Origin of the sequence: Streptomyces sp. NPDC001728 (assembly GCF_040297565.1) — a bacterium.
Lineage (GTDB): Bacteria > Actinomycetota > Actinomycetes > Streptomycetales > Streptomycetaceae > Streptomyces.
Genome location: NZ_JBEOZK010000001.1, coordinates 49,783 through 67,262 on the forward strand (window position 1 = coordinate 49,783; position 17,480 = coordinate 67,262).

At 71.4% G+C, this 17,480-nt stretch carries 15 protein-coding genes; 8 read left to right on the top strand and 7 right to left on the bottom strand.

Annotated features, from left to right (window positions below; all coding sequences use genetic code 11):
- Positions 1-95: 95 nt before the first annotated feature.
- Positions 96-1,082 (top strand): ATP-binding protein, encoded by a 987-nt coding sequence (locus tag ABT154_RS00215; RefSeq protein ID WP_351850895.1) that lies wholly within the window; start codon positions 96-98, stop codon positions 1,080-1,082.
- Here ABT154_RS00215 and ABT154_RS00220 read toward each other — a convergent pair.
- Positions 1,060-2,385: a polysaccharide deacetylase family protein gene (locus ABT154_RS00220; protein ID WP_351850898.1), complete on the bottom strand. Its 1,326-nt coding sequence runs from the start codon at positions 2,383-2,385 to the stop codon at positions 1,060-1,062. The two genes, ABT154_RS00215 and ABT154_RS00220, sit on opposite strands and share 23 nt — an antisense overlap.
- Before the next feature lie 279 nt (positions 2,386-2,664).
- Between ABT154_RS00220 and ABT154_RS00225 the strand changes: the two genes are divergently transcribed.
- From ABT154_RS00225 to ABT154_RS00250, 6 genes are all read left to right on the top strand, one after another.
- On the top strand, positions 2,665-5,019 hold the full coding sequence (locus tag ABT154_RS00225) for a SulP family inorganic anion transporter (protein WP_351850901.1): 2,355 nt from the start codon (positions 2,665-2,667) through the stop codon (positions 5,017-5,019).
- Positions 5,020-5,212: 193 nt separating this feature from the next.
- Positions 5,213-7,168 (top strand): acetate--CoA ligase, encoded by a 1,956-nt coding sequence (acs, locus tag ABT154_RS00230; protein ID WP_351850903.1) that lies wholly within the window; start codon positions 5,213-5,215, stop codon positions 7,166-7,168.
- A gap of 296 nt (positions 7,169-7,464) precedes the next feature.
- A complete protein-coding gene (nhaA, locus tag ABT154_RS00235; RefSeq protein ID WP_351850904.1) occupies positions 7,465-8,856 on the top strand; it encodes a Na+/H+ antiporter NhaA in 1,392 nt (463 codons plus the stop codon).
- Between the two features lie 53 nt (positions 8,857-8,909).
- On the top strand, positions 8,910-9,395 hold the full coding sequence (locus tag ABT154_RS00240) for a phage holin family protein (RefSeq protein ID WP_351850907.1): 486 nt from the start codon (positions 8,910-8,912) through the stop codon (positions 9,393-9,395).
- Entirely contained in the window at positions 9,392-10,330 is a 939-nt protein-coding gene (locus tag ABT154_RS00245; protein ID WP_351850910.1) for an alpha/beta fold hydrolase, read from the top strand. The genes ABT154_RS00240 and ABT154_RS00245 overlap by 4 nt, the downstream gene beginning before the upstream one ends.
- 143 nt (positions 10,331-10,473) lie before the next feature.
- On the top strand, positions 10,474-10,671 hold the full coding sequence (locus ABT154_RS00250; protein WP_317876067.1) for a hypothetical protein: 198 nt from the start codon (positions 10,474-10,476) through the stop codon (positions 10,669-10,671).
- 30 nt (positions 10,672-10,701) lie between these two features.
- Here the strand turns inward: ABT154_RS00250 and ABT154_RS00255 are convergent, their stop codons facing one another.
- The 3 genes from ABT154_RS00255 to nth form a co-directional block, all read right to left on the bottom strand.
- Positions 10,702-11,901, bottom strand: a complete 1,200-nt coding sequence (locus ABT154_RS00255; protein WP_351850913.1) for a MarP family serine protease — start codon at positions 11,899-11,901, stop codon at positions 10,702-10,704.
- Positions 11,902-11,989: 88 nt separating this feature from the next.
- Complete coding sequence (locus ABT154_RS00260) at positions 11,990-12,694, bottom strand: NUDIX hydrolase (RefSeq protein WP_351850915.1); 705 nt, start codon at positions 12,692-12,694, stop codon at positions 11,990-11,992.
- A 98-nt stretch (positions 12,695-12,792) separates the two neighbouring features.
- Positions 12,793-13,806: an endonuclease III gene (gene nth, locus ABT154_RS00265; RefSeq protein ID WP_502969406.1), complete on the bottom strand. Its 1,014-nt coding sequence runs from the start codon at positions 13,804-13,806 to the stop codon at positions 12,793-12,795.
- 185 nt (positions 13,807-13,991) lie between these two features.
- Here nth and ABT154_RS00270 point away from each other — a divergent pair, with 185 nt between their 5' ends.
- Positions 13,992-14,666 (top strand): Crp/Fnr family transcriptional regulator, encoded by a 675-nt coding sequence (locus ABT154_RS00270; RefSeq protein ID WP_015034542.1) that lies wholly within the window; start codon positions 13,992-13,994, stop codon positions 14,664-14,666.
- 77 nt (positions 14,667-14,743) lie between these two features.
- Here the strand turns inward: ABT154_RS00270 and ABT154_RS00275 are convergent, their stop codons facing one another.
- The 3 genes from ABT154_RS00275 to ABT154_RS00285 all read right to left on the bottom strand — a co-directional run bounded on the left by ABT154_RS00275 (position 14,744) and on the right by ABT154_RS00285 (position 17,434).
- Positions 14,744-15,628, bottom strand: a complete 885-nt coding sequence (locus ABT154_RS00275) for a prohibitin family protein (RefSeq protein ID WP_351850921.1) — start codon at positions 15,626-15,628, stop codon at positions 14,744-14,746.
- 106 nt (positions 15,629-15,734) lie between these two features.
- Positions 15,735-16,565: an MBL fold metallo-hydrolase gene (locus ABT154_RS00280; RefSeq protein ID WP_351850924.1), complete on the bottom strand. Its 831-nt coding sequence runs from the start codon at positions 16,563-16,565 to the stop codon at positions 15,735-15,737.
- Positions 16,562-17,434, bottom strand: coding sequence for an NUDIX hydrolase (locus ABT154_RS00285; protein ID WP_351850927.1), 873 nt, complete (start codon positions 17,432-17,434; stop codon positions 16,562-16,564). The genes ABT154_RS00280 and ABT154_RS00285 overlap by 4 nt, the downstream gene beginning before the upstream one ends.
- Between the last annotated feature and the right edge of the window lie 46 nt (positions 17,435-17,480).

Sequence of the window (17,480 nt, forward strand, 5' to 3'; positions counted from 1 at the left end):
GAGGCTACGCGCCCCCGCCGCCCGCCCCACGATGGAGTGGTCTTCTTCACGCACCCCGACCACTGAACGCGTTCGTGCCACTACGCTAGGTGAACATGAAGATCGCTTTCGTGGGGAAGGGCGGCAGCGGCAAGACCACGCTGTCCTCGCTCTTCATCCGCCACCTCGCCGCCAACGAAGCCCCGGTCGTCGCCGTCGACGCCGACATCAACCAGCACCTCGGTGCCGCGCTCGGCCTGCCCGAGGCGGAGGCCGCCGCGCTGCCCGCGATGGGCGCGCACCTGCCGCTCATCAAGGAGTACCTGCGGGGCACCAACCCGCGGATCACCTCCGCCGACGCGATGATCAAGACCACGCCGCCCGGGGAGGGCTCGCGGCTGCTGCGGGTCGGCGAGGAGAACCCGGTCTACGAGGCCTGCGCTCGGCCGGTCGTGCTCGACGACGGCGAGATCCGGCTGATGGCGACCGGCCCCTTCACGGAGTCGGACCTCGGGGTCGCCTGCTACCACTCGAAGGTCGGGGCGGTCGAGCTCTGCCTCAACCACCTGGTCGACGGCGCCGACGAGTACGTGGTCGTCGACATGACGGCGGGCTCGGACTCCTTCGCCTCCGGGCTCTTCACCCGCTTCGACATGACGTTCCTGGTCGCCGAGCCGACCCGCAAGGGCGTCTCGGTCTACCGCCAGTACAAGGAGTACGCGCGGGACTTCGGCGTCGCGCTCAAGGTCGTCGGCAACAAGGTGCAGGGCGAGGACGACCTCGACTTCCTGCGCTCCGAGGTCGGCGAGGACCTGCTCGTCACGGTGGGGCACTCGGACTGGGTCCGTGCGATGGAGAAGGGCCGCCCGCCACGCTTCGAGCTCCTGGAGGCGGACAACCGCATGTCGCTCCAGGCCCTCCAGGACGCGGCGGACGACTCGTACGCCGACCGCGACTGGGAGCGCTACACGCGCCAGATGGTCCACTTCCATCTGCGCAACGCGGAGAGCTGGGGGAACGCGAAGACCGGGGCCGACCTGGCGGCGCAGGTCGACCCCGATTTCGTACTCGCCGAAAGGCTCAGCGCCGTTCAGCCGGCTTGACGGCCACCGCCGGGGTGCCGACGCCGGTCGTCGGAGCGCCCGCCGGGGCCGCCGGCTGGGGGGCCAGGAAGGCCTTCCAGCCGGCCGCCGGGGCCTCGCCGACCTTCAGGCCGCGCATCTTGGCGATGACGTCGGGGTCCTGGGCGTCGAGCCAGTCCGCGAGCTGACGGAAGGACACGCACTTGACGTCCTTCTGCGTACAGACGGTGGCGATGGTCTCCTCGATGGCCCGCATGTACACGCCACCGTTCCAGGACTCGAAGTGGTTGCCGATGACGAGCGGCGCGCGGTTGCCCCGGTAGGAGCGCTCGAAGGCCTGCACCAGACCGTCCCTCATCTGGTCGCCCCAGTACTCGCGCTGAGACGGGTCGCCCTGGGTCGTGCCCGGGGACTGGTTGACGAGGAAGTTGTAGTCCATCGAGAGCGTCTGGAAGGCGCGGCCGGGGACCGGTACGAGCTGCATCGAGAGGTCCCAGAGACCCAGGTCCTTCTTGGGCCAGATCTGGTCGTTGACGCCGCTCGTGTCGTAGCGGAAGCCCATCTGCGCCGCCGCCTGGACGAAGTTCTTCCGGCCTTCGAGGCAGGGGGTGCGGGCGCCGACGAGTTCCTTGTCGTAGTCGAAGGGCAGCGGCTGCTCGGCGCGCAGTCCGGCGTTCGTCTTCCAGTTCTTGACGAAGGACTTGGCCTGCTTGATCTCGCTCTTCCACTCCTCGACGGACCAGTTGCCGACGCCGCCGTCGGCGCCGCAGAAGTGCCCGTTGAAGTGGGTGCCGATCTCGTTGCCCTCCTGCCAGGCCCCACGGAGTTCGCGGACGGTGGCGCGGATGCCCTCGGTGTCGTTGAAGCCGATGTCGGAGCGGCCGGCGCTGTGCTGCGGCGGGTCGTAGAGGTTCCGCTTCTCCTCGGGCAGCAGGTACACGCCGCTGAGGAAGTACGTCATCTTGGCGTCGTACTTCTTGCCCACGGAGCGGAAGTGGGAGAACAGCTTCTGGCTGTCCTCGCCCGCGCCGTCCCACGAGAAGACGACGAACTGCGGCGGGGTCTCGCCCGGCTTGAGGCGCTGCCAGGTCGGCTGGTGGGGCTGGGCGCCGGTGAAGGCGGTCGAGCCGTCACCGATCAGCCGAGGCACGGCCTTCGGGGCAGCTGCCGGGCCCTTCTTGGCGCCCACACCGCCCTGCGCGCCCTTCTCGGCGGGGCCGTCGGAGCCCGAGCAGCCGGCGAGGCCGGTGGCGAGAGCGAGGGTGAGCGCGCCGACGGTGAGCGCCTTCCTCCGGACGGTGGTCGTTCTGCGGGCGGCTGACATCCGCACACCTCTCCTCGGATCCTCTGATTTCCCTACAAGCGGCGTCAACGTCGCACCGCGAGGACCGAAGGGCGTCAACGACAAGCGGCATCGGCACGTTCTGTCACCGGAATCGGTGAATCATTGCCCTGTTTGCCCCGAAAACAATGCCGCGGACTTTACTCTCCATTACCATTCGTTTACCGAGCGTTGATGGCCGTCCCCGCCCTCCCGCCTCGGTGTCCCCGCCAATGCACCCCGCACGAGCCGCGACCACGCTGCCCCGGAGGAGACGGGAACATGACCCTCTGCACCCCTGCCCGCACGACCAACCGACCCCGCGTCCAGCGGCCCCACAGTCCGCCGGGCGGCCCACGCCGCTTCCGCATCGCCGGCGCCGACCTCTCCGCCTCGGTCGCCGTCTTCCTGATCGCGCTGCCGCTCTCGCTCGGCATCGCGCTCGCCACCGGAGCCCCGCTCCAGTCCGGCCTGGTCGCCGCCGCCGTCGGCGGCCTGATCGCCGGCCGGTTCGGCGGCTCCCCGCTCCAGGTGAGCGGCCCCGCCGCCGGCCTCACCGTCGTGACCGCCGAGCTCATCCGGCTGTACGGCTGGCGCACCACCTGCGCGATCACCGTTCTCGCCGGACTCGTCCAACTCGGCCTGTCCGCCCTCCGCGTGGCCCGCTCGGCACTCGCCGTCTCGCCCGCGATCGTGCATGGCATGCTGGCCGGCATCGGCGCCACCATCGCCCTCGCCCAGCTCCACATCGTGCTCGGCGGCACCCCCCAGAGTTCCGCCGTGGACAACGCCCTCGGCCTGCCCGCCCAGCTGGCGCACGCCCAGCCGGCCGCGCTCGGCATCAGCGCCCTCACCGTGGCCGCACTGCTCTGCTGGCCGCGCCTGCCGGGCAGAGCCGGGCGGCTCGTACGGAAGGTCCCCGCCGCCCTCGTCGCGGTGGCCGGGGCGACGGCGGTGGCCGCGCTCGCCGGGCTCGCCGTGCCCCGGGTCGACCTGCCGTCCTGGAGCAGCCACGCGCTGCCCGGCCTGCCCGAGGGCCCGGTGCTCGGCATCGCGGCCGGGGTGCTCACGATCACCCTGGTCACCAGCGTGCAGTCGCTGCTCTCCGCCGTCGCCGTCGACAAGCTGATCGCCGCCCGCCCCGACCACGGCAAGGGCGTCCCGCGCTCCCGCCTCGACCGCGAACTCGCCGGTCAGGGCGCGGCGAACGTGGTCTCGGGGGCACTCGGCGGCCTTCCGGTCGCCGGGGTCGCGGTCCGCAGCGTCGCCAACGTCTCGGCGGGCGCGGTGTCCCGCGCCTCCACGATGCTGCACGGCCTGTGGATCGTGCTGGCGGCCCTGCTCCTGGTGCCGGTGCTCGACCTGATCCCGCTGCCGGCGCTCGCCGCGCTGGTCATGGTGGTCGGCCTCCAGATGGTCAGCATCACCCACATCCGTACCGTCACCCGGCACCGCGAGGTCGTCGTCTACGCGGTGACCCTGTCGGGTGTCGTCCTCGTCGGCATCCTGGAGGGCGTCGCCCTCGGCGTCGGCGTGGCCATCGCCGTCGCCCTGCACCGGCTCGCCCGTACCCGGATCACCCGCGAGGAGCGGGACGGCCGTCAGCTGCTGCACGTCCGTGGCCAGTTGACCTTCCTCGCCGTGCCCCGGCTGAGCCGGGCCCTGCACCAGCTGCCGCACGGCTCGGACGTGGTGGTCGAGCTCGACGGGTCCTTCATGGACCACGCCGCCTACGAGACGCTGAGCGACTGGACCGCCGGGCACCTCGCCCACGGCGGGACGGTCGAGACGACGGGACCGTCCGGCGCCCGGATCGCCGAGCCGGCCCCCACGACCGCCTCCGCCGGCCATTCCTGCTGCCGCCCCTGGACGCCCTGGCACAACCACCAGTGCGGGGAGCGGCCGACCGAGCGGACGGAGAGCGAGACCCCCGAGCGCGCGACGGGCCTGCACCTGGCCAGCGGCATCGGCAAGTTCCAGCGGAACACGGCCCCGCTGGTCCGGGACGAGCTGGCGCGGCTCGCGCGGGAGGGCCAGACGCCCTCGCAGCTCTTTCTGACCTGCGCCGACTCCCGCCTGGTCACGAGCATGATCACATCGAGCGGCCCCGGCGACCTCTTCACCGTGCGCAACGTCGGCAATCTCGTCCCCCTGCCGGGCGAGGAGAGCGGCGACGACTCGGTGGCGGCGGCGATCGAGTACGCGGTGGACGTGCTGCGGGTCGCGTCGATCACCGTCTGCGGCCACTCCGGCTGCGGCGCGATGCAGGCCCTGCTGAACGCGGGCCCGGACGATCCGCCGACCCCGCTCCGCCGCTGGCTGCGCCACGGCCGGCCCAGTCTGGAGCGGATGGCGAGCCGCAGACACGCCTGGGCCCGGATCTCCGGGCGGCTCCCGGCGGACGCGGTCGAGCAGCTGTGCCTGACGAACGTGGTGCAGCAGCTGGAGCACCTGCGGGCGTACGAGCCGGTGGCGCGGCGCCTCGCCGAGGGCTCGCTGACGCTGCACGGTGTGTACTTCCACGTGGGCGAGGCGCAGGCGTACCTGCTCTCCGGGACGGACGAGGTGCACAGCTACGACGACGTCTTCACCCAGGTCATGCCGACCGGAGCCCTGGAACCGGCCCGCGCGTCCTGAACCTTCCGCCCCTGGCGTCCGTGAGACTGTGTGGCCCCTTCTCCCACCGCTCGGGTAGAAGGGGCCCCCGCACGTCGGACAACTCACAGGTCTAAACCAATTGCCTGGATGCTCTTGTCACCCGGGCCTCCGACTGATGAGCTATGACGCGGGACACATACGCACAGAGGACGCCCTGGGAAAGGGAGATGTCGTGAGCAACGAAAGCCTGGCCAATCTGCTTCGGGAAGAGCGTCGATTTTCGCCGCCCGCCGAGCTGGCCGCGCACGCCAACGTGACGGCGGAGGCGTACGAGCAGGCCAAGGCGGACAGGCTGGGCTTCTGGGCCGAGCAGGCCAAGCGCCTGACCTGGGCCACCGAGCCGACCGAGACCCTCGACTGGTCGAACCCGCCGTTCGCCAAGTGGTTCGCGGACGGCGAGCTGAACGTGGCGTACAACTGCGTCGACCGGCACGTCGAAGCCGGTCACGGCGACCGCGTCGCCATCCACTTCGAGGGCGAGCCGGGCGACAGCCGCTCGATCACCTACGCCGAGCTCAAGGACGAGGTCTCCCGGGCCGCCAACGCCCTGACCGAGCTGGGTGTCCGCGAGGGCGACCGGGTCGCCGTCTACCTGCCGATGATCCCCGAGGCCGCCATCACGATGCTGGCCTGCGCCCGCGTCGGCGCCACCCACTCGGTGGTCTTCGGCGGTTTCTCCGCCGACGCCGTCGCCTCGCGCATCCAGGACGCCGACGCCAAGCTGGTCGTCACCGCCGACGGCGGCTACCGCCGTGGCAAGCCGAGCGCCCTCAAGCCGGCCATCGACGAGGCCGTCGCCAAGTGCCCGCAGGTCGAGCATGTGCTCGTGGTCCGCCGTACGGGCCAGGAGACCGCCTTCACCGAGGGCCGCGACGTCTGGTGGGACGACATCGTCGCCCGCCAGTCCGCCGAGCACAGCCCGGAGGCCTTCGGGGCGGAGCACCCGCTCTTCATCCTCTACACCTCCGGCACCACCGGGAAGCCGAAGGGCATCCTGCACACCTCCGGCGGCTACCTCACCCAGGCCGCGTACACCCACGACGCCGTCTTCGACCTCAAGCCGGAGAGCGACGTCTACTGGTGCACCGCCGACATCGGCTGGGTCACCGGGCACTCGTACATCGTCTACGGCCCGCTGGCCAACGGCGCGACGCAGGTCATGTACGAGGGCACCCCGGACACCCCGCACCAGGGCCGGGTCTTCGAGATCGTGCAGAAGTACGGCGTCACGATCCTCTACACGGCGCCGACGCTGATCCGTACGTTCATGAAGTGGGGCGACGACATCCCCGCAAAGTTCGACCTGTCGAGCCTCCGGGTGCTCGGCTCGGTCGGCGAGCCGATCAACCCCGAGGCGTGGGTCTGGTACCGGAAGCACATCGGCGCCGACCGGTGCCCGATCGTGGACACCTGGTGGCAGACCGAGACCGGCGCGATGATGATCTCGCCGCTGCCGGGCGTCACCGAGACCAAGCCGGGCTCCGCCCAGCGCCCGCTGCCGGGCATCTCCGCCACCGTCGTCGACGACGAGGCCAACCAGGTGCCGAACGGCGGGGGTGGCTATCTGGTCCTCACCGAGCCGTGGCCCTCGATGCTCCGCACCATCTGGGGCGACGACCAGCGGTACATCGACACCTACTGGTCCCGCTTCGAGGGCATGTACTTCGCCGGTGACGGGGCCAAGAAGGACGTGGACGGCGACATCTGGCTGCTCGGCCGGGTCGACGACGTCATGCTCGTCTCGGGCCACAACATCTCGACCACCGAGGTCGAGTCGGCGCTCGTCTCGCACCCGGCCGTCGCCGAGGCGGCCGTCGTCGGCGCCGCCGACGAGACCACCGGTCAGGCGATCGTCGCCTTCGTCATCCTGCGCGGTACGGCGAGCGAGGACGAGAGCCTGGTCGCCGACCTCCGCAACCACGTCAGCGCGACCCTCGGCCCGATCGCGAAGCCGAAGCGCGTCCTGCCGGTGGCGGAGCTGCCGAAGACCCGCTCGGGCAAGATCATGCGCCGACTGCTGCGCGACGTGGCGGAGAACCGGGAGCTGGGTGACGTCACCACGCTGACCGACTCCTCGGTCATGTCGCTCATCCAGACCCAGCTGCCGACCGCGTCCAGCGAGGACTGAGCCGGGGCCGTAGGCCACAGCCCGTACGCCACAGCCCGTACGCCACAGCCCGTACGCCGTGAGGCCGGGCCCGTACGCCGGAAACGCCCGTCCCGATCGATTCGGGGCGGGCATTTCCGTGTCCGGCCCGAGGGGACGAAAGCCTCATATCTCCCTAGAGTGAATCTCGCCGGACACAACCCCGGCTCGTTAGGTAAGGTAAGGATCGCGTCAGGAACGCGACAGAATTATCTAGGTGAGCCGGGAAGTCTGGTCGGCATGTGCTTCGCCCTGCCTGCCCGACGGAGGTTCACCACGTGTCCGCGCCCACCGACCGCAAATTCCTCGGCCGACTCCCGCTGCCCGAGCGGCGCTTTCTCGCCGACGCCCTGCGTACCGAGACCGTCGGCGGTGTCCTCCTCCTCGTCGCCGCCGTCGCCGCGCTCGTCTGGGCCAACACCCCGCTGAGCGACAGCTACGAGGCCGTCAGCGACTTCCACATAGGCCCGGCCGCCCTCGGCCTCGACCTGTCGATCCAGCACTGGGCCGCCGACGGCCTCCTCGCGATCTTCTTCTTCGTCGCCGGCATCGAGCTCAAGCGCGAACTCGTCGCGGGCGAGCTGCGCGACCCCAAGGCCGCGGCGCTCCCCGTCATCGCCGCGCTCTGCGGCATGGCCGCGCCCGCCCTCGTCTACGCCCTGGTCAACGCCGTCGGCAACGGCTCCATGGACGGCTGGGCCGTCCCCACCGCCACCGACATCGCGTTCGCGCTCGCCGTCCTCGCGGTCATCGGCACCTCGCTGCCCTCCTCGCTCCGCGCCTTCCTGCTCACCCTCGCCGTCGTCGACGACCTCTTCGCGATCCTGATCATCGCGGTCTTCTTCACCAGCGACCTGAACTTCGCGGCCCTCGGCGGCGCCGTCGCCGGCCTCGTCCTCTTCTGGTTCCTGCTCCGCAAGGACGTCCGGGGCTGGTACGTGTACATCCCGCTGGCCCTGGTCATCTGGGGCCTGATGTACAACAGCGGCGTCCACGCCACCATCGCCGGTGTCGCCATGGGCCTGATGCTGCGCTGCACCACCCGGGAAGGCGAGAAGCACTCCCCCGGCGAGCACATCGAGCACCTGGTCCGCCCCCTGTCGGCCGGTCTCGCCGTCCCGCTGTTCGCCCTGTTCTCCGCCGGTGTCAGCATCTCCGGCGGCGCGATCCACAGCGTGTTCACCCAGCCGGTCACCCTCGGCGTGGTCCTCGGTCTCGTCGTCGGCAAGGCGATCGGCATCTTCGGCGGCACCTGGTTCGCCGCCCGCTTCACCCGGGCGGAGCTCAACCCCGAACTGGCCTGGCCGGACGTGTTCGCCGTCGCCTCGCTCGCCGGGATCGGCTTCACCGTCTCCCTCCTCATCGGCGAGCTGGCCTTCGCCGGCGACGCCGTCCTCACCGACGAGGTGAAGGCCTCCGTCCTCATCGGCTCGCTCATCGCCGCCGTCCTCGCCTCCGTCCTGCTGAAGCTGCGGGTCCGGAAGTACCAGGCGCTCGTCACCGCCGAGGAGCGCGACGAGGACCAGGACGGCATCCCCGACATCTACGAGGAGGACGACCCCGAGTACCACCTCCGGATGGCCGAGATCTACGAGAAGAAGGCCGCCGAACACCGCGAGCGCGCCCGACTGGCGGGGGCACCGCGCGACGGGGCCGACCGTCCGGCATGATCTGAGTCGGACCGCAGAAGGACTCGGACCGCAGAAGAGAAGAGGGAGCAGCGATGAGCGACCCGTTCGACGGAACCGAGCGCAGCCTCGGCCAGCTGGTCGCCTCGGCGACCGCCGAGATGTCCGCGCTGGTGCACGACGAGATCGCCCTGGCCAAGGCCGAACTCCGCCAGGACGTGAAGCGCGGGGTGTTCGGCAGCATCATGGGGACGGGCGCCATCGTGGTGCTGCTGTTCTCGCTGCCGATGCTGAGCTTCGCGCTCGCGTACGCCATCAACACCTGGACCGGCGGGCACAACGGCAACGGCGGCTGGAACCTCATCTGGTGCTTCCTGCTGTCCTTCGCGTTCAACGTGCTGCTCGCGGGCCTCCTCGGGCTGATCGCCTGGGCCAAGTTCAAGAAGGTCAAGCCGCCGGAGAAGTCCATCGCCTCCGCCAAGCAGACGGCCGCCGTGCTCTCCACCGTCAAGCCGCACCCCCGCCCCGCGCAGGACAAGGCGCTGGAGAAGGCCTCCCCTGTGGCACGCTCGTCCGTATGACCCTCCCCGAGAGCGGCAACGGCGGGCCCGTACGGCTCGACGGGCCGTGGACCCATCGCGACGTCGCCGCCAACGGCGCCCGTTTCCACATCGCCGAGATGGGCGACGGCCCGCTGGTGCTGCTCCTGCACGGCTTCCCGCAGTTCTGGTGGACCTGGCGCCACCAGCTGCCCGTCCTCGCCGAGGCCGGTTTCCGGGCCGTCGCGATGGACCTGCGCGGGGTCGGCGGCAGCGACCGCACCCCCCGGGGCTACGACCCCGCCAACCTGGCCCTCGACGTCACCGGCGTCATCCGCTCCCTGGGCGAGCCGGACGCGGCGCTCGTCGGCCACGACCTGGGCGGCTACCTCGCCTGGACGGCGGCCGTGATGCGGCCCAAGCTGGTCCGCCGGCTGGCGGTCTCCTCGATGCCGCATCCGCGCCGCTGGCGCTCGGCGATGCTCGCCGACTTCGCCCAGTCGCGGGCCGGCTCGCACGTGTGGGGCTTCCAGCGGCCGTGGCTGCCGGAGCGTCAGCTCGTCGCGGACGACGCCGCGCTGGTGGGCGAGCTGATCCGGGACTGGTCGGGGCCGCGGTCCCCGCGCTCCTCGGACGACGAGACCATCGAGGTGTACCGGCGGGCGATGCTGGTCCCGTCGACGGCGCACTGCTCGATCGAGCCGTACCGCTGGATGGTGCGTTCCCTGGCGCGGCCGGACGGCATCCAGTTCAACCGGCGCATGAAGCGCCCGGTGCGGGTGCCGACCCTGCATCTGCACGGCTCCCTCGACCCGGTGATGCGGACCAGGAGCGCGGCGGGCTCGGGCGAGTACGTGGAGGCGCCGTACCGCTGGCGGCTCTTCGACGGCCTCGGGCACTTCCCGCACGAGGAGGACCCGGTGGCCTTCTCCGCCGAGCTGGTCAACTGGCTGAAGGACCCCGAACCCGATCGTTGAAGGACTCGCCCGGTCCGCTGACGGCCCCTCTGTTCCCCCCGGGGCGTACAGACTTCCTTCGAACGGCCATGTGCCCCGCGCATACTCCAATTGGAGTGCCCCGGGGTGGTTACCGACCTTGGGCCCCGGGCAGACGTCGAAGTATGGGCTGGACGCACGACTACGGTGACACGACCGCACACAACCGCCGCTCGGCCGCTGGGCCGGGCCCTCGCGAGGGGGGTGGCGCGCCGGACCTCGGCCGCGCGCACGCCGTGCAGGGGGTGGGGATCTCGCGCATCCTGCGCCGCCGGGCCCGCTGGGTCTCGGCCCGCCTCAGGCATCCACGCGACACCGCCTAGCGGCGGGCACCGGCCCCCGGGGCCGGTGGGCTACAGGGCGCAGGCCTGGGTGTCGACCTGCTGGTCGGCGGTCCTGCCGCGCTCGATGTCCTCGCGGATCTCGTCGGCCGTCAGTGCGTAGCCGGTGTTGGGGTCGTCGAGGGAGCGGGCGAAGATCACGCCGTAGATCTTGCCGTCCTCGGTGAGGAGCGGGCCGCCGGAGTTCCCCTGGCGGACCGTCGTGTACAGCGAGTACACGTCCCTGCGCACCTCGCCACGGCGGTAGATGTCGGGTCCGTCGGCGTTGATACGGCCCCGGACGCGCGCCGAGCGCACGTCGTACGAGCCGTTCTCCGGGAAGCCTGCGACGATCGCGTCGTCCCCGCTGCGGGCGTCCTCGTCGGTGAAGGGCAGCGGTGTGGCCTTGAGGTCCGGCACGTCCAGGACGGCGATGTCGCGCTGCCAGTCGTAGAGGACGACCTTGGCGTCGTAGAGCCTGCCCTTGCCGCCTATCTGGACGGTCGGCTCGTCGACGCCGCCGACGACGTGCGCGTTGGTCATGATCCGGCGGTCGGCGAAGACGAAGCCGGTGCCCTCCAGGACCTTGCCGCAGCTCTGCGCGGTGCCGACGACCTTCACGATGGAGCGCTGGGCGCGGGCGGCGACGGGGCTGTCCGCGAGCTTCGGGTCGGGGGGCATGACCGGGGTGATCGGCTCGTCGGCGAAGGGGTTGAAGACCGGGGGGAACCCGCTGCGCGCGAGGGTGGAGGTGAAGTCGGTGAACCAGCCGGACGCCTGATCCGGCATCACCTCCTGCACACCGAGCAGCACCTTGGAGTTCCGTACCTCCTTGCCGAGGGTGGGCATGGAGGTACGGGCGAGGCCGGAGCCGATCAGCCAGGCCACGAGCAGCATGGCGACGACGTTGACGAGGGCGCCGCCGGTGGCGTCCAGGGCGCGCACGGGCGACCAGGTGATGTGACGGCGCAGCTTGTTGCCCAGATGGGTGGTGAAGGCCTGGCCGACCGAGGCGCAGACGATGACCACCATCACGAAGACGACCGTCGCCGTGGTCGAGACCTCGCTGTGATCGGTCAGCTTGTCCCAGAGGATCGGGAGCAGCAGGACGGCGACGAGGCCGCCGCCGAGGAAGCCGATCACCGACAGGATGCCCACGACGAAGCCCTGGCGGTAACCGATGATCGCGAACCACACGGCGGCGAGCAGCAACAAGATGTCCAGCACGTTCACCGTCAATTGCCTCGCAGATTCGTTTTCCGGTCGCCGGGGGCAGCCTGTTCGTTCGCCGGGATCAGCCTGGTCGCCGGGGATCAGCCTGTCATGAGCGCCAGTCGAGCGGGACCTGCTTCGACCGGTCCCAGGGGAGCTCCCAGCCGGAGAAGTGCAGTAGCCGGTCGATCACACCGGCGGTGAAACCCCAGACCAGAGCGGACGCGACCGTGAACGCGGGGCCCTGGTGGCCGCTCGGGTGGATCGCGGTGGCGCGGTTCCCGGGATCCGTGAGATCCGCCACGGGCACGGTGAAGACCCGGGCGGTCTCGCCGGGGTCGACGACCCCGATGGGGCTGGGGGTGCGCCACCAGCCGAGGACCGGGGTGACGACGAAGCCGCTGACCGGGATGTAGAGCTGGGGCAGCACGCCGAAGAGCTGGACGCCCGCCGGGTCGAGGCCGGTCTCCTCCTCGGCCTCGCGCAGGGCGGCGCGCAGCAGCCCTCCGTCGGCCGGGGCGCCGTCCTCGGGGTCGAGGGCGCCGCCGGGGAAGGAGGGCTGGCCGGCGTGCGAGCGGAGGCTGCCGGCCCGCTCCATGAGCAGCAGCTCGGGTCCGCGCTCGCCCTCGCCGAAGAGGACGAGGACGGCGGACTGGCGTCCGGCGCCGCTCGCGGGCGGCAGGAAGCGGCTCAGCTGCTCCGGCTCGACGGTGCGGGCGGCCCGGTCGACGGGCCCGAGCCAGGCGGGCAGCCCGTCCCTCTTGAGCAGACCGCCGATACCGGGGCCGTGGATCTCTTCGTCAGTGCGCGTCATAGGCACCCCCGTGGTTCTCAACGCGATCGGTGTACGGGTTCGTTCCCTCCGGCGGGTCACCCGGAGGGGTTGAGCGGAGGGGTCTCGCCGGGGCGGGCTCAGTCGCTCGCGCCCAGTGGGGGCGCGGGGCGGCCGGGGTAGTCCGGCGGCGGGTTGAGCCGCTGGCCGGGGAAGCCGCCCTTCTCGTACTTGAGCAGCTTCCTGGCCTTCTCGGGGTCGGTCTCGCCCTCGCCGTACGAGGGGCAGAGGTGGGTGATCGGGCAGGCGCCGCAGGCGGGCTTGCGGGCGTGGCAGATGCGGCGGCCGTGGAAGATCACCCGGTGCGAGAGCATCGTCCACTCGCTCTTCGGGAAGATCTCGGCGATCTCCGCCTCGATCTTCACCGGGTCCTCCTGCTCGGTCCACTTCCAGCGCCGGACGAGCCGCATGAAGTGGGTGTCGACGGTGATGCCGGGGACTCCGAAGGCGTTGCCCAGGACGACGAAGGCGGTCTTGCGGCCGACGCCGGGGAGCTTGACGAGGTCGTCCAGGCGGCCGGGGACCTCGCCGTCGAACTCGTCCCTGAGGGCGGCGGCGAGGCCCATGATCGACTTGGTCTTGGCGCGGAAGAAGCCGGTCGGCCGGATCAGCTCCTCGACCTCCTCGGGCACGGCGGCGGCGAGGTCCTCGGGCGTGGGGTACTTCGCGAAGAGGGCGGGGGTGGTCTGGTTGACCCGCAGGTCGGTGGTCTGGGCGGAGAGGACCGTCGCGACGAGCAGCTCGAAGGGGTTGCGGAAGTCGAGCTCCGGATGGGCGTACGGGTAGACCTCGGCGAGCTCGCGGTTGATCTTCCGGGCCCGTCGGACCATCGCGAGCCGCGACTCGGGCCTGGCGGGCTTCACGGTCCGGACGGGCGTGGCGGGCTTGGCGGACTTGGCCGTTCCGGCGGGCTTCGCGGACTGGGCGGGCTCAGCCGCCCCGGCGGCCTTCGCGGGCTTCCGATTCGGCACGGCAGCCTTCCGATTTGCGGCTTTCGCCCGTTTCGACACGCCGTGTTCGCCCACGGCGGAATTACCTTCGGCCGACACTCTTTCAGCCCCCTTGGCCTGCGCTGTCACCGGCGAGTTGGACACCCGGCCAGCCTAGGGGCCACCACCGACATCCGCCCCGGGCGTGGCCGATCGGACCCCAATCCGGCCCCTGCCGTACGGACGGGCGGCTCGGTGAGTCAAACTTGCTGTGATTGATCGCACTGTTTTGTACGTCCGGCATCATGGGACCCAGGTCCCTGAGCAGGTCGACAGTATGGAGAGAACTCGTGGACGACGTTCTGCGGCGCGCCCCGCTCTTCGCGGCGCTCGATGACGAGCAGGCTGCCGAGCTGCGCGCCTCGATGAGTGAGGCGACCCTCGCCCGAGGCGACGCGCTCTTCCACGAGGGCGACCCCGGTGACCGCCTCTACGTGGTGACCGAGGGCAAGGTGAAGCTCCACCGCACCTCCCCCGACGGCCGCGAGAACATGCTGGCGGTCCTCGGCCCCGGCGAGCTCATCGGCGAGCTGTCCCTCTTCGACCCGGGCCCGCGCACCGCGACCGCGACCGCGCTGACCGAGGTCAAGCTGCTCGGCCTCGGCCACGGCGACCTCCAGCCCTGGCTGAACGCGCGCCCCGAGGTGGCCACCGCGCTGCTGCGCGCCGTCGCCCGCCGGCTGCGCAAGACCAACGACCAGATGTCCGACCTGGTCTTCTCCGACGTCCCGGGCCGTGTCGCCCGCGCGCTCCTCGACCTGTCGCGCCGCTTCGGTGTGCAGTCGGAGGAGGGCATCCACGTCGTCCACGACCTCACCCAGGAGGAGCTGGCCCAGCTGGTCGGCGCCTCCCGCGAGACGGTCAACAAGGCGCTCGCCGACTTCGCCCAGCGCGGCTGGCTGCGCCTGGAGGCCCGCGCCGTGATCCTGCTGGACGTGGAGCGCCTCGCGAAGCGCTCGCGCTAGTACGCGGACGGACATACGAGGAAGGCCGCCCCGGTCACACGACCGGGGCGGCCTTCCTCGTACCTGCGCGGATCGGGTCAGCGCTTGGAGCCGTCCACGATCACCGGGGCGGAGTTGCCGTTTCCGCAGGGGACGGTGTAGATCGCGTTCTTCGCGGCCGCCTCCTTGAACGCGTCGATGCACTGGTTCATCAGGACCTTGTCCGTCAGCGATTCGTTGAGGATCTTGTTGGCGCGGGCGATGCCCTCCGCCTCGATCCGGCGCCGGTCGGCCTCGGCCTTGGCGGTACGGGAGGCCTCGGTGGCCCGCTCGGTGGCCTGCTGCTGCTGGATCTTGCGATCGATCTGGCCCTGGAGGGCGTCCGAGGGCTTCACGTTGCGCAGGTTGACCGTGGTCACGGTGATGCCGCGCGGGGCCAGCCGCTCCTTGATCAGGTCGCCGATCTCGGCGTTGATCTTCTCGCGGTCGGAGGCGTAGCCCTGCTCGCTGGAGTAGCGGGCGAACACGTTGCGGACGATCTCACGGCTGTCGGGGTAGACCAGACGCTGCTGGATGGCGTCCTCGGTGCCCGCGAGCTTGTACAGCTCGACGGCCTTGGAGGGGACGACGGCCCACTTCACCGTCACCTCGGCGTACATGACACCGCCCTGCGAGGAGCGGACCTCGACCACGTCCTTGTCGGAGAGGTTGAGGTCGACCGGGCGGGTCGAGAAGGTCGTGACGCTGGTGAACGGCGACTTCACGTGCATGCCCGAGGTCATGGGCGAGCCGACCTTGCCGAAGGCGACCGGCACACCGACCTCGTACGCGCTGATCACGTACGTCATGCTCGCGATCAACGAGAAGAGACCGGCCAGAACCGCTCCGAGGGCGCCGAACTTCAGGCCCTTGGAGTCGTTGGCGCGGCCGATGAAGAAGAGCACCACTGCGGCTATGACCAGCAGGATGGCGATGACGAACACGGGCGTTCCCCCCGAAAGCTACGACCACAAGTAAGCGGAGCGTAAAGCACGGGTCAAGTCCCCCGCCGCGCCGGGGTCCACCTCGGGACAGGATCGTGACGCGCGCCTACGCCGACCCCCGCTCCCGCAGGTACTCCAGCTGCGCCCGTACGGACAGCTCCGCCGCCGGCCACAGCGAGCGGTCCACGTCCGCGTACACATGGGCGACGACCTCGGCCGGCGTCCGGTGGCCGTTCTCGACCGCCGTCTCGACCTGGGCGAGCCGCCCCGCCCGGTGCGCGAGGTAGAACTCCACGGCCCCCTGCGCGTCCTCCAGGACCGGCCCGTGCCCCGGCAGCACCGTGTGGACCCCGTCGTCGACCGTCAGCGACCGCAGCCGCCGCAGCGAGTCCAGGTACTCGCCGAGGCGCCCGTCCGGATGGGCCACCATCGTCGTCCCGCGCCCCAGGATCGTGTCCCCCGTCAGCACCGCCCCGTCGGCGGGCAGATGGAAGGAGAGCGAGTCCGAGGTGTGCCCCGGGGTCGGGACCACCCGCAGCTCCAGGCCGCCGACCGTCAGCACCTCCCCCGCGCCCAGCCCCTCGTCACCGAGCCGCAGCGCCGGGTCCAGGGCCCGTACGGCCGTCCCGGTCAGCTCGGCGAACCGGCCGGCGCCCTCCGCGTGGTCCGGGTGACCGTGGGTCAGCAGGGTCAGCGCGACCCGCTTCCCGAGCCGCCCGGCGGTCTCGGTCACCCGGCACAGATGGGTCTCGTCGAGCGGACCCGGGTCGACGACCACGGCCAGATCGGAGCCGGGCTCCGAGAGGAGCCAGGTGTTGGTGCCGTCGAGGGTCATCGCGGACGGGTTCGGCGCGAGGACGTTCACGGCGCGGGCGGTCGCGGGACCCGACTCCACGAGCCCGCGCGGCTGGCCCGGCAGGGCGGCGGCGTCGCTCATCGCGCGCCTCCCATCGGGATGACCTTGGTGAACTCCTCGTGCCCCGGCCAGCTCAGGACCAGCTCCTCGCCCTCCAGACGCGCCTGCGCGAGCACCGGGGTCATGTCCTGCTCCCCCGCCGCCGCGAGCGCCCCGGCCGTCGTGCCGTACGGCTCCAGGGCCCGCAGCGTCGAGATCGTCGGCGGCATCATCGTCAGCTCGCCCCGGTCGTAGCCGGCCGCCGCCTCCGCCGGGCGGATCCAGACCGTGCGGTCGGCCTCCGTGGAGGCGTTGCGGGTGCGCTGGCCGGCCGGGAGCACGGCCACGAAGAACCAGGTGTCGTACCGGCGCTGCTCGAACTCCGGCGTGATCCACCGCGCCCACGCGCCGAGCAGGTCGGAGCGCAGCACGAGCCCCCGCCGGTCGAGGAAGTCCGCGAAGGACAGCTCCCGGGCGACGAGCGCCTCCCGGTCCCGCTCCCACTCCTCGCCGGTCGTGTCGCCGACTACCGAGTCCTCGGTCTCCCCGGCGAGCAGGACGCCCGCCTCCTCGTACGTCTCGCGCACGGCGGCACAGACCACCGCCTGGGCCTGCGCGGGCCCGTCGAGACCGAGCCGGGCCGCCCAGGTCTCCAGGGAGGGGCCCGCCCAGCGCACCGGCTGCTCGTCGCGCGGGTCGACGCCGCCGCCCGGGTAGGCGTACGCGCCGCCCGCGAAGGCCATCGAGGTGCGGCGGCGCAGCATGTGGACCTCGGGCCCGGCCCCGGCGTCCCCGTCCCGCAGCAGCAGGACGGTGGCGGCACGGCGCGGGGCCACCGGCGTGAGCTCACCGGCGGCGAGGGCGCGGATACGGTCGGGCCACTCGGGCGGGTACCACTGACCATTCGACATGGCCGGATGCTATGCGCAAGCATCCGAATGCACGAGAGCCGGTTTC